Raw genomic sequence first — 12,243 nt, forward strand, 5'->3', positions numbered from 1 at the left:
GATGCTGGGGAAAACAGCCGGCAGCCTCTATTGGATGGCGCGCTATCTCGAACGGAGCGAAAACAACGCGCGATTGATCGACGCGGGGTTTCGCATCGCGCTGACGCGGTCGAGCACCGCGCGGTCGGAATGGCGGTCGGTGCTCGTCACCGCGGGGCAGGATCTCGCGTTCCGGCAGGCGCATGGCGAGGATTATACCTCGCAGCGCGTCGTCGATTTTCTGCTGCGTGATCCCGCCAATCCGTCGAGCATCCTGTCGGTGGTCAAGCGCGCACGCGACAATGCGCGCACCGCGCGCACCTATATGACCCGCGAGGTGTGGGAGGCGGTCAACACGAGCTGGATGACGCTCGGCGCGCTGCTCAAGCGGCAGGTGCGCGAGGATGATTTGCCCGACGTGCTCGCGGCGATCCGGCGGCAGAGCGCGCAGGTCGGCGGGACTTTTTCGGGCACGATGCTGCGCAACGACGGCTATAATTTTGCGCGGCTCGGCACCTTTCTCGAGCGCGCCGACAACACCGCGCGCATCCTCGACGTCAAATATTATCTGCTGCTGCCGTCGGTTGCGCATATCGGCAGCTCGATCGACAATGTGCAGTGGGAGACGATCCTGCGCTCGGTGTCGGCGCACCGCGCCTATCACTGGCTCTACGGAACCGAAATCAGCGCGCTGAAAATCGCCGAATTTCTGATCCTCTACAAACAGATGCCGCGCAGCCTCGCTTTCTGCTGCGATCAGATGAACGACAATCTCGGGCTGCTCCAGCGCAGTTATGGCGAGGAGACCGAGGCGATCCGGTTGGGCGCCGCGATCGACCGCGACCGGCTGTCGCGCCCGATCCAGTCGATCTTCGACGGCGGGCTCCACGAATTCATCACCGACTTCCTCCGCGCCAATGCCGCGCTCGCGCGGCAGATCGAGCGCGATTACCGCTTTGTGGAATAACTATGAGACTGCGCGTCGAACATATCACCCATTATCAATACGACAGCCCGGTCCGCTATGCGCTGCAGCAGGTGAAGCTGACGCCGAAGGAGCGGCCGGGACAGCAGCTGATCCACGGCTGGACGATCGCGGTCGACGGCGGCGTGCAGCAGCTTCACTATACCGACCATCACGGCAATGGCGTCGATCTGATCGCGGTCGACGGCGGAACGAGCGAGCTCGTCATCCGCTGCACCGGCGAAGTCGAACTGGTGACGTGGGACGGCGTGATCGGCCCGCACCGCGGCGCGATGCCGCTATGGACCTTTCTGCGGCCGACCCCGCTGACGCGCGCGGGACGCGGAGTGCGTTCGCTGACCGCCGAGCTCGGCCGTGATTTCGCGAACGACATCGAGCGGGCGCATGCGCTGTCGGCGCTGATTCTCGACAAGCTGCCTTACCGGATCGGGCTCACCGGCGCCGATACGACCGCCGAGCAGGCGCTCGCGGGCGAGGGCGGCGTGTGCCAGGACCATGCGCATATCTTCATCGCCGCGATGCGCCATCTGGGGCATCCGGCGCGTTATGTCTCGGGCTATCTGATGATGAACGACCGGACGCACCAGGACGCGACGCACGGCTGGGCCGAGGCGCATTTCGACCATATCGGCTGGATCGGCTTCGACGTGAGCAACGGCCATTCGCCCGACCGGCGTTATATCCGCGTCGCGACGGGGCTCGATTATCGCGACGCTGCCCCGGTTCGCGGGATGCGCTATGGCGCTGCGCAGGAAAATCTGGTTGTCCAATTGCAGGTCCAGCAATAAGCGGACCGGGAACCTGAGGACAATCGGGGCGGGGAATACAGAATTCGATGACTTATTGCGTTGGCATGCGTTTGAACAAGGGGCTGGTGTTCATGTCGGACACCCGCACCAACGCGGGCGTCGACGACATCTCGCAGGTCCGCAAGATGCGCAGCTGGCACATGCCGGGCGAGCGCGTGATCACGCTGATGTCGGCGGGCAATCTCGCGACGACGCAGGCGGTCGTCAGCCTGCTCGACGAACGCACCAAGGCGCCCGAAGAGCGCCACCCGTCGATCCTCGCGGCGCCGTCGATGTTCGCGGTCGCTTCGATCGTCGGCGAGACGCTGCGTAGCATCGTGATGCGCCACAATGACGAAGGCCCGGCCGCCGAATCGCTGTTCCGCGCTTCGCTTATCGTCGGCGGGCAGATCAAGGGCGCCGAACCCCGGCTGTTCCTGATCTATCCCGAAGGGAATTTCATCGAGGCGGGAGAGGATAATCCCTTCTTCCAGATCGGCGAGACCAAATATGGCCGGCCGATTATCGTGCGATCCTATGATCCGACGATGTCGTTCGAGGATTCGGTGAAACTGCTCTGCGTCTCGTTCGATTCGACGATCCGGGCGAATGCCGGCGTCGACCTGCCGATCGACCTGAAAATCCATGAGCGCGACGATTTCACCACGGTGCGCGAGCGTCGCTTCGAGCGGGGCGACCCCTATTTCGAAAGCGTCGCGAACGGCTGGGCCGAGGCGCTGGGAATCGCGCTGGCGGAGCTTCCCGACTTTCATTTCTGATCGGCTTCGGCCACCTTCCCCTCCGACGACGAAGAGGGGAAGGATTGCCATGTTGCGCTGGATTGCCGTCGCGCTTGTCCTGACCGCCGGACCGGCGGTTGCCGAAGAGGCGGGTTTCGACAAGGCGCTAGGCGATTTCCGCGCGCTGCACCGCACCGAAATGCGCAAGGCGAACATCGCGGGGAGCAGCTTCTACGTCGTGCGGGACGGGCAGACCGTCGCCGCCGATCATCTGGGCGAGCAGGACGCCGAGGCGCATGTTCCGGTCGATGCGCGGACGATCTACCATTGGGCCTCGATCACCAAGACAATGACGGGGATCGCGATCATGCAGCTCCGCGATCGCGGGCTGCTGTCGCTTGACGATCCCGTCGTCAAATATGTGCCCGAGCTCGCGGCGATCCATAATCCTTATGGAGACACGGGCGCGATCACGCTGCGCCAGCTGATGAGCCACAGCGCGGGGTTCCGCAGCGGCACCTGGCGTTGGCGTAACCATGACTGGCAGCCGTTCGAGCCAAAGGGCTGGGCGCAGCTGGCGGCGATGCTGCCTTACACGCAGGTCGAGTTCAAACCGGGCAGCCGCTTCGGCTATTCGAACCCCGGCATCGTCTATCTGGGGCAGGTGATCGAGCGATTGTCGGGCGAGGATTATGAAGTCTATGTCGACAAAAACGTCCTGAAGCCGCTTGGCATGCACGACAGCTATTTCGACCGCACGCCGCCGCATTTGCTGCCGCACCGGTCGCACAGCTATTATGTCAGGGACGGCCAGCGCGTCGCGGCGCCGTTCGACGTCGATACCGGGGTGACGGTGTCGAACGGCGGGCTCAACGCGCCGATGCCCGACATGGCGAAATATGTCGCCTTCCTGCTCGGCGATCCGGCGCGCCAAGCCGACTATGATCTGGTGCTGAAGCGCTCGTCGCTCAAGGAAATGTGGGTGCCGCAAATCGCGGCGGGCGAGGACTTCACGCAGGGCCGTATGGCAAAGACGACGCAGAGCGGCCTGTCTTTCTTCATCGACCGCAGCGCGGGGGTGCGCTTCGTCGGGCACAATGGCGACCAGAACGGCTTTCGCGCCTATCTGAGCCTCTGTCCTGACCAGCGCGTCGGCAGCCTGCTGGCGTTCAACACCGAAACGCGGGGGGTAGAGAACAGCGCCGCCAATCGCGAAACGGCGGAATCGCGTATTGCGCTCGCGACCGACGGGCTGTGCGAGGCGCTGGCAAAGTAGTCCGACTTTCTCGTCACCCCGGACTTGATCCGGGGTCCAAGGACGCGCCGTCGCAATGGATCCCGGATCAAGTCCGGGATGACGATTGGGGCTATTTGTTCTTCCGCCCCTCGATCAACCCGTCGACCAGGCTCGGATCGGCAAGGGTCGACGTATCGCCCAGCGACCCAAAGTCATTCTCGGCGATCTTGCGCAGGATGCGGCGCATGATCTTGCCCGAACGCGTCTTGGGAAGCGCGGGGGTCAGATGGATATGGTCGGGGGTCGCGATCGGGCCGATTTCCTTGCGGACCTGCTGCTTGAGCTGTGCCGCGACCTCTTCGGTCGGCTCGACCCCGGCGTTGAGCGTCACATAGGCGTAGATGCCCTGACCCTTGATGTCGTGCGGGAAGCCAACGACCGCGGCCTCGGCGACAAGGTCGTGGAGGACGAGCGCGCTTTCGACCTCGGCGGTGCCCATGCGGTGGCCCGAGACGTTGATGACATCGTCGACGCGGCCGGTGATGCGCCAGTAACCGTCGGCATCGCGGCGACAGCCGTCGCCGGTGAAATATTTGCCCTTATAGGTCGAAAAATAGGTCGACACGAAGCGGTCGTGGTCGCCGTAAAGCGTGCGCGCCTGCCCCGGCCAGCTGTGGGTGATGCAAAGATTGCCCTCGGCCGCGCCGCCGCTCTGTTCGTCGACCAGGACGCCGCCCTCGGCATCGACGAGCTGCGGGCGGATGCCGAAAAAGGGACGCCCCGCGCTCCCCGGCTGCATCGGATGCGCGCCGGGCAGGGTGGTGATCATGATGCCGCCGGTCTCGGTCTGCCACCAGGTGTCGACGATCGGCACGCGGCCCTTGCCGACGACATCGTGATACCAGCGCCACGCCTCGGGATTGATCGGCTCGCCGACGCTGCCGAGCAGGCGGATCGACGACAGGTCGTGGCGCGTCACATAATCGTCGCCCTCGCGCATCAGTGCGCGGATCGCGGTCGGCGCGGTGTAGAGGATGTTGACCCGATGCTTGTAGACGACCTGCCAGAAGCGGTCGTGATCGGGATAGTTGGGCACGCCCTCGAACATCAGCGTCGTCGCGCCGTTCTGCAAGGGACCATAGACGACATAGCTGTGGCCGGTGACCCAGCCGATGTCGGCGCTGCACCAGAAGATTTCGCCGGGGCGATAGTCGAAGCCGTAGAAGAAGGTACTCGCGGTCCAGACGCTGTAGCCGCCGACGGTGTGGAGCACGCCCTTGGGTTTTCCGGTCGAGCCCGAGGTGTAGAGGATGAAGAGCGGGTCCTCGGCACCCATCGGCTCGCACGGACAGTCGGCATCGACGTCGGCCGAGAGCGCGTCGTACCAATGGTCGCGGCCTTCCTTCATCGCGACGTCGCCGCCGGTGTGCGCGATGACGAGCACCGCCTTCACCTCGACGCGATCGAGCGCCTTGTCGACATTGGCTTTCAGCGGAACGGTCTTGCCGCCGCGCAGGCCTTCATCCGCGCAGATCACCCAGTCGCTGCCGCAATCCTCGATGCGGCCGTGGATCGCCTCGGGCGAGAAACCGCCGAAGACGACACTGTGGACCGCGCCGATACGCGCGCAGGCGAGCATCGCGACCGCCCCCTCGGGGATCATCGGCATATAGATGGTGACGCGGTCGCCCTTCTGGACGCCCATCTTCTTCAGCGTGTTCGCGAAGCGGATGACGTCGGCGAGCAGCGCGGCATAGCTGATGTGGCGCGTCTCGCCGTCGGGCGCGTCGGGTTCGAAGATGATCGCGGTGCGCTCGCCGTGCCCCGCGGCGACGTGGCGGTCGAGCGCGTTGTGGCAGAGGTTGAGGACGCCGTCCTCATACCATTTGATTTCGACGGGGTCGTAGGACCAGCCCGAAATCTTCGTGGGCGCCTTGATCCAGTCGATGCGCTCCGCCTGTTCGGCCCAGAAGGTGTCGGGATCGGCGATGCTCGCCGCATAAAGCCGGTCGTAGTCGGCGGCGCTGCAATGCGTGTTCGCGGCCGCGTCGGCGGGAACGGGGACAAAGGGCTCTGACGGCGGCAACTCGGACACAGGCGACTCTCCCATTCGGGTTTGCATTGTTCGCCCGCTGCGATAACCCGCGAGCCACAAACTGCAAGGCGCATGCGCGCCAATGAAGGGACGGAATATGGTTCAACTGGGCCAAGAGGTAGGCGGCCTGCTCGACCGGCTCGGCGTCGATCGCGCGCTGTGGAGCGACGGGTCGATGCCGTCGGTGACGCCGCTGACCGGCGAACAGCTCGGCATGGTGCAGGTCGTCGATGCGGCGGCGATCGACGAGGTGCTGGATAGCGCGAGCGCGGCGTTCCGCACCTGGCGCAACGTTCCGGCGCCGCGGCGCGGCGAGCTGGTGCGACTGTGGGGCGAGGAATTGCGCGCCGCCAAGGACGATCTCGCCAAGCTCGTCACGATCGAGGCGGGCAAGATCCCGTCCGAGGGTGCGGGCGAAGTGCAGGAGATGATCGACATCTGCGATTTCGCGGTCGGGCTTTCGCGGCAATTATACGGCCTCACCATCTCGACCGAGCGGCCGGGGCACCGGATGATGGAGGTCTGGCATCCGCTCGGCGTGGTCGGGGTGATCTCGGCCTTCAACTTTCCCGTCGCGGTATGGGCGTGGAACGCCGCGCTCGCGCTCGTCTGCGGCAACAGCGTGGTGTGGAAGCCCTCGGAAAAGACACCGCTGACCGCGCTGGCGACGCAGGCGATCTTCCAGCGCGCGGTGGCGCGCTTCGGCGACGCGCCCGCAGGATTGGCGCAGCTGCTGGTCGGCGGGCGCGAGGCGGGCGAGGCGCTGGTCGACGACCGGCGCGTCGCGCTGGTGTCGGCGACGGGCTCGACGCGCATGGGCCGCGCGGCCGCGCCTCGCCTCGCCCAGCGTTTCGCGCGCGCGATCCTCGAACTCGGCGGCAATAATGGCGTGATCGTCGCGCCGTCGGCCGACCTCGACCTCGCGCTGCGCGGCGTCGCGTTCGGGGCGATGGGGACCGCGGGGCAACGCTGCACGACGACGCGGCGCTTGTTCCTGCACGACAGCGTCTATGACGGCTTCGTTGCCAGGCTGAAGGCCGCCTATGGCAGCGTCGGGGTCGGCAATCCGTTGGAGAGCGATGTGCTCGTCGGACCGCTGATCGACCGGGCGGCCTATGACATGATGCAGGACGCGCTGGCGGCCGCCAAGGCGGCGGGCGGCGTCGTGCACGGCGGCGAGCGCGTCGGCGAGGGGGCGAGCTTCTATGCGAGACCCGCGCTCGTCGAGATGCCCGGACAGGTCGGGCCGGTGCTTGAAGAGACTTTCGCGCCGATCCTCTATGTGATGCGCTATTATGACCTCGATGCGGTGATCGAGGAGCACAATGATGTAGCGGCGGGGCTGTCGTCGGCGATCTTCACCACCGACATGCGCGAGGCCGAGCGCTTCCTCGCCGCGAGCGATTGCGGGATCGCCAACGTCAATCTCGGTACGTCGGGCGCCGAGATCGGCGGCGCGTTCGGCGGCGAGAAGGAAACCGGCGGCGGGCGCGAAAGCGGGTCCGACAGCTGGAAAGCCTATATGCGGCGTGCGACGAACACGGTGAATTATTCGGATGCGCTGCCGCTGGCGCAGGGCGTTTCGTTCGAGATTTAGTTCCCCTCCCGCTTGCGGGAGGGGTTACGGGAGGGCGTGTAGCTCTCGCGTATCTCGATTTTGAAACAGGCCCTCCCCCGCCCCCTCCCGCAAGCGGGAGGGGGGAGGCTTACGCCCGCCAGCCGTAGCCTTCGTCCAATGCGACGATTTGCCCTTCGGTTCCAACCGGTTCCTTCGCCCCGTCGGTCAGAAATGCCAACATCGCGGTGTCGCCGACATCGACGTGCGCGAGCGTGCGCCTGTCGTCGGGGATTCGTGCCACCACGACGCCCGCCCGCGGCGCGCCGTCGCGGCCGTAAAACACCGTATAGCTCTCGATCGTCGCCGGCCCCGCATAATCCTCGACCAGATCGGGCACCGGGCCACGCTTTGCTTCGGCTTCGGCCTGATAGTCGAAATCCTGCGGGAAGCGCGCGACCGTGATCGGCTGGTTTCCCAGCACGATGCAATGATTGTCGGTCGCAAAACCCCCGTTGGCGAAGAGGAAGCCATAGCGGCCCTCGTGCCGCAGTTTCTCGACCATCGAGACGATCGCGTGGCTCATATAATTGGCGATCGGGCCGCCGCCGAAGGTCAGCCCGCCGAACACGCTCGCGGGGCGGTCCCAGGGCCAGCCGAGGATGCGCCGCGCCATCTTGGGGACGCAGGGGAAGCAGCTGTAGAGTTCGACGAAATCGAAATCCGCGGCGGTCATGCCGTTCAGTTCGAGCGTGCGCATGATCGAGGTTTCCATGCTGACGCTACCGTCGTAGCGGTCGCGGTGGAGGATGCTTGGCGGCTCCTTTGCCGCCGCGCCCATGCCGATATGGATCAGGCGATCTTCGGGGATGCCGCGGCGCCATGCTTCGGCGAGGCTTGCGACGAGGAAGCCCGCCCCCTGATTGACCGAGGAATTGGCGACCATCAGCTTCGAATAGGGGAAGGCGATCGGGCGGTTGCGCTCGTCGACGCGGAGGATGTCGGCGGGCGACGCGGGTTTCCTGATCCACGCGCCGTCGTTGGCGGCGGCGACTTCGGAAAAGCGCGACCAGATTTCGGCGCTTTCGAACTGCGCATCCTCGAGGCTTTCGCCCCACGCGGCACGCGTCGCATTTTCGTAGAGCGGATAGACGTCGACCGGCGCGGCGAGGCCGTGCTTCTGCGCGTAATTGGGTTCGCGCCGTGTCGCGACCTTGCGCACCGCATTATAGCTTTTGTCTTCGCCGCTTGCGGCCTTGGCGGCGCGGCCGGCGGCGGTGCGCAGCGCCTCGCCGCCGACAATGGCCGCCAGTTTGACCTCGCCCGCACCGATGCGGTTCGCCGCCTCGTTGAGCAGGCGCACCGGCGTGTCGCCGTGCGGTGCGGCCGACTGGTAGTTGATCGCCGGATTGGCGCCGATCGCGGCGGCGAGGGGTTCGCAGAGCTTGCCCAGATGATGGAAGCTGATCTGGTCGACGATCGCGAGGCTGTCGATCTCGGCGAGCGGCACGCCCGCATCGTCGGCCGCGACCTTCAGCGCCGCGACCATCAGCCCGAGCGAGTCGAGCCCCTGATCGGGGTCTTCGGGCCGGTCGTTGACCTGCCCGACGCCGATGATGACGGGAATGCGCTCGGGATCGGTCGTCGTCATGTCAGCGCGCCTTCCATTCGGGCTTGCGCTTTTGCGCAAAGGCGAGCGGGCCTTCGCGTGCATCCTCGCTGCGCATCAGGACCGACCTTTCGCGCGTATTATGCTCCCAGAAGGGCGCGTCAGCCGCGATCCGGCCCTGCTCGATGCCGAGCGCGACGCGCTTCGACGCCTGCACCGACAGCGGCGCGTTGCCGACGATCTTCTCGGCGAGCGCGAGCGCGGTGGGCATCAGGTCGGCGAGCGGCACGACATGGTTGACGAGGCCGAATTCGGCGGCGCGCGCGGCGGGGATCGGGTCGCCGGTTAGCATATATTCCATCGCGAGCTTCTTCGGCAGTTGCTGCGCGAGGCGGAAGGCGCCACCCGCCGCGGCGAACAGCCCGACCTTGACCTCGGGCAGCCCGAATTGGGCGTGATCGGCGGCGATAATGATGTCGCTCATCAGCGCGATCTCGCACCCGCCGCCGAACGCGAAGCCATTGACCGCGGCGATGATCGGCTTCGAGATCGGGTGCGACACCATGCCTGCGAAACCCCACGCCTGCTGCGCCGGATCATCGGGATAGAGGCTTTCGCCGCGCGACAGCGCGACGAGGTCGGCGCCCGCGCAGAAGCTCTTGTCGCCCGTGCCGGTGATGACGACGGCGCGGATCTCGGGGTCGTTCTCGGCCTCTTCGAGCGCGGAGCCGACGCCGATATGGACCGCGGCATTGACCGCGTTGCGCGCCTCGGGCCGGTTGATCGTGACGATCAGGATGTGGCCGCGGCGTGTCGTGAGGATGGTGGTGTCGGTCATCGCGAATCTCTCCCTTTCGGGCGAGTATCGCGATGACTTGACGTTTACGTCAACTGTAAAGGGCGGCGGTGCTCAAACAGGCGCTGTGCTCCCGCGAAGGCGGGAGCCCATCACCGGTCGGCGCTATTTTGAATCGGCGGGAGATGGGTCCCCGCCTTCGCGGGGACACACAGCTATCACAGATTCCGTAAAATCAGATCGACTGGCCGGTCTTCGCCCAGTCCGCAAGGAAGCCTTCGATGCCCTTTTCGGTCAGGACATGCTTGAACAGCCCCTTGATCACCGACGGCGGCGCGGTCATCACGTCGGCGCCGATCTTGGCGGCTTCGAGCACATGGATACCGTGACGCACGCTCGCGACGAGGATTTCGGTCTCATAGCCGTAATTGTCATAGATCAGCCGAATGTCGGAGATGATCTGCATCCCGTCGAAACCATTGTCGTCGTGACGACCGACGAACGGCGAGACGAAGGTCGCGCCGGCCTTCGCCGCGAGCAGCGCCTGCGTCGCCGAGAAGCAGAGCGTGACGTTGACCATCGTGCCGTCGCTGGTGAGCGCCTTGCACGTCTTGAGCCCGTCGATCGTCAGCGGTACCTTGATGCACACATTGTCGGCGATCTTGCGGAGGATTTCGGCCTCTTTCATCATCGTCGCGTGATCGAGCGCGACGACTTCGGCCGACACGGGGCCGGTGGTCAGCGCGCAGATTTCCTTCGTGACTTCCTTGAAGTCGCGGCCCGACTTGGCGATCAGCGACGGGTTGGTGGTGACGCCGTCGAGCAGGCCGGTCGCGGCGAGCTCCTGAATGTCGGCGATTTCGGCGGTGTCGGCGAAGAATTTCATGGCGCGGGCTTTCGTTTGGGAAGGTGATTCGGCTGTTGCTGCTCCCCTAGAGCAACGTGTGCGAAATATGAACTGTCCAAGCCTCTTTCGTCATGCCGGACTTGATCCGGCATCCATCTCGGCGGTCGTCGCATGGACCCCGGATCAAGTCCGGGGTGACGATGTTTGAAACCACTGGCGTTCCATCTTTGTTCGCATTATGCGATCCGCATGGCCAAAGCGAAACGTCAATATGTCTGTCAGAATTGCGGCTCCGCCACCTATCGCTGGCAGGGGCAATGCGCCGATTGCGGCGAGTGGAACACGCTGGTCGAGGAGGCGGCGGAGACCGTGTTTTCGGCGAAGCACGACCTCAGCCGCGGGGGGCGCACGATCGCGCTCGAAACGCTCGATGCCGACAGCCGGATGCCCGAGCGGATGCTGTGCGGCATCGCCGAATTCGACCGGGCATTGGGCGGCGGCTTCGTCGCGGGATCGGCGACGCTGATCGGCGGCGATCCGGGGATCGGCAAATCGACGCTGCTGCTGCAGGCGGCGGGACGGCTCGCGAAAGCGGGCAAGTCGGTCGTCTATATCAGCGGCGAGGAAGCGGCGGCGCAGGTGCGGCTGCGCGCGCAGCGGCTCGGGCTCGGCCAGGCGCCGGTCGCGCTCGCGAGCGCGACGTCGGTGCGCGACATATTGGCGACGCTCGACGGACGCGATGCCGATTTCGTCGTGATCGATTCGATTCAGACGATGCACAGCGACCTGATCGACAGCGCGCCGGGGACGGTGAGTCAGGTGCGCGCGAGCGCGCAGGAACTGATCCGCTATGCCAAGGACAGCGACGCCGCGATCGTGCTCGTCGGCCATGTCACCAAGGACGGGGCGATTGCGGGACCCCGCGTGCTCGAACATATGGTCGACACGGTGCTGGCGTTCGAGGGCGAGCGCAGCCATCAGTACCGCATCCTCCGCGCGGTCAAGAACCGCTTCGGCGGCACCGACGAGATCGGGGTGTTCGCGATGGGCGAGGAAGGGCTGGGCGAAGTTTCCAACCCGTCGAGCCTGTTCCTGACCGACCGGTCGCGCGACGTGCCGGGGTCGGTGGTGTTCCCGGCATTGGAGGGCACGCGCCCGGTGCTCGTCGAGGTGCAGGCGCTGACCGTGCGGCTCGCGAGCGGCGCGACCCCGCGCCGCGCCGTCGTCGGCTGGGACAGCGGGCGGCTCGCGATGGTGCTCGCGGTGCTCGAAGCGCGTTGCGGGCTCCAGATGGGCGCCGCCGAAGTCTATCTCAACATCGCGGGCGGCTATCGCCTTACCGATCCCGCCGCCGACCTCGCGGTCGCGGCGGCGCTGATTTCGGCGTTCAGCGAGCGGCCCGTGCCCGCCGACGCGATCGTCTTCGGCGAATTGTCGCTGTCGGGCGAGGTGCGGCAGGTCGCGCATGACGGATTGCGCCTCCGCGAGGCGGCGAAGCTCGGTTTCTCGCGCGGTTGGGGGCCGCAGGGAATGAAGGGCGTCGGCGGGATTTCGGTCACCGGCTTCGGCCGGCTCGGCGAACTCGTTGACCTGATGCTCGGGCGCGACTAGC

10 protein-coding genes are annotated in these 12,243 nt (G+C 65.8%); 6 read left to right on the forward strand and 4 right to left on the reverse strand.

The features are described from left to right. The first annotated feature begins 1 nt into the window (after position 1). From VFG17_RS09975 to VFG17_RS09990, 4 genes are read left to right on the forward strand one after another with little or no spacing between them, the layout of a single operon-like run. On the forward strand, positions 2-946 hold the full coding sequence (locus VFG17_RS09975; protein ID WP_325029316.1) for an alpha-E domain-containing protein: 945 nt from the start codon (positions 2-4) through the stop codon (positions 944-946). Positions 947-948: 2 nt separating this feature from the next. Continuing rightward, a complete protein-coding gene (locus VFG17_RS09980) occupies positions 949-1,752 on the forward strand; it encodes a transglutaminase family protein (RefSeq protein WP_325029317.1) in 804 nt (267 codons plus the stop codon). Positions 1,753-1,799: 47 nt separating this feature from the next. Next, positions 1,800-2,531 carry a peptidase gene (locus VFG17_RS09985; RefSeq protein ID WP_325029318.1) on the forward strand — a complete coding sequence of 244 codons (732 nt, stop codon included), beginning with the start codon at positions 1,800-1,802 and terminating at the stop codon, positions 2,529-2,531. A gap of 49 nt (positions 2,532-2,580) precedes the next feature. Next, positions 2,581-3,768, forward strand: a complete 1,188-nt coding sequence (locus tag VFG17_RS09990; RefSeq protein ID WP_325029319.1) for a serine hydrolase domain-containing protein — start codon at positions 2,581-2,583, stop codon at positions 3,766-3,768. Between the two features lie 91 nt (positions 3,769-3,859). Here VFG17_RS09990 and acs read toward each other — a convergent pair whose 3' ends face one another. Continuing rightward, entirely contained in the window at positions 3,860-5,824 is a 1,965-nt protein-coding gene (acs, locus tag VFG17_RS09995) for an acetate--CoA ligase (protein ID WP_325029320.1), read from the reverse strand. A 97-nt stretch (positions 5,825-5,921) separates the two neighbouring features. On the opposite strand from acs, the gene VFG17_RS10000 reads away from it, so the two are divergent. After that, a complete protein-coding gene (locus VFG17_RS10000; protein WP_325029321.1) occupies positions 5,922-7,421 on the forward strand; it encodes an aldehyde dehydrogenase family protein in 1,500 nt (499 codons plus the stop codon). Positions 7,422-7,530: 109 nt separating this feature from the next. Here VFG17_RS10000 and VFG17_RS10005 read toward each other — a convergent pair whose 3' ends face one another. The 3 genes from VFG17_RS10005 to fsa form a co-directional block, all read right to left on the reverse strand. Next, positions 7,531-9,030, reverse strand: a complete 1,500-nt coding sequence (locus VFG17_RS10005) for an acetyl-CoA acetyltransferase (RefSeq protein WP_325029322.1) — start codon at positions 9,028-9,030, stop codon at positions 7,531-7,533. Position 9,031: 1 nt separating this feature from the next. Continuing rightward, positions 9,032-9,826, reverse strand: a complete 795-nt coding sequence (locus VFG17_RS10010; RefSeq protein WP_325029323.1) for an enoyl-CoA hydratase-related protein — start codon at positions 9,824-9,826, stop codon at positions 9,032-9,034. A gap of 193 nt (positions 9,827-10,019) precedes the next feature. Next, positions 10,020-10,670: a fructose-6-phosphate aldolase gene (gene fsa, locus VFG17_RS10015; protein WP_325029324.1), complete on the reverse strand. Its 651-nt coding sequence runs from the start codon at positions 10,668-10,670 to the stop codon at positions 10,020-10,022. A gap of 210 nt (positions 10,671-10,880) precedes the next feature. Here fsa and radA point away from each other — a divergent pair, with 210 nt between their 5' ends. Further along, positions 10,881-12,242, forward strand: a complete 1,362-nt coding sequence (gene radA / locus VFG17_RS10020) for a DNA repair protein RadA (RefSeq protein WP_325029325.1) — start codon at positions 10,881-10,883, stop codon at positions 12,240-12,242. Position 12,243 lies beyond the last annotated feature (1 nt).

This window comes from Sphingopyxis sp. (assembly GCF_035686825.1).
Lineage (GTDB): Bacteria > Pseudomonadota > Alphaproteobacteria > Sphingomonadales > Sphingomonadaceae > Sphingopyxis.

Bases quoted from the DNA above. Each gene is read 5' to 3' on its own strand.
- VFG17_RS09975 (WP_325029316.1), top strand. From the start codon at position 2: ATGCTGGGGAAAACAGCCGGCAGCCTCTATTGGATGGCGCGCTATCTC.
- VFG17_RS09980 (WP_325029317.1), top strand. From the start codon at position 949: ATGAGACTGCGCGTCGAACATATCACCCATTATCAATACGACAGCCCG.
- VFG17_RS09985 (WP_325029318.1), top strand. From the start codon at position 1,800: ATGACTTATTGCGTTGGCATGCGTTTGAACAAGGGGCTGGTGTTCATG.
- VFG17_RS09990 (WP_325029319.1), top strand. From the start codon at position 2,581: ATGTTGCGCTGGATTGCCGTCGCGCTTGTCCTGACCGCCGGACCGGCG.
- VFG17_RS10000 (WP_325029321.1), top strand. From the start codon at position 5,922: ATGGTTCAACTGGGCCAAGAGGTAGGCGGCCTGCTCGACCGGCTCGGC.
- VFG17_RS10005 (WP_325029322.1), bottom strand. From the start codon at position 9,030: ATGACGACGACCGATCCCGAGCGCATTCCCGTCATCATCGGCGTCGGG.
- VFG17_RS10010 (WP_325029323.1), bottom strand. From the start codon at position 9,826: ATGACCGACACCACCATCCTCACGACACGCCGCGGCCACATCCTGATC.
- fsa (WP_325029324.1), bottom strand. From the start codon at position 10,670: ATGAAATTCTTCGCCGACACCGCCGAAATCGCCGACATTCAGGAGCTC.
- radA (WP_325029325.1), top strand. From the start codon at position 10,881: ATGGCCAAAGCGAAACGTCAATATGTCTGTCAGAATTGCGGCTCCGCC.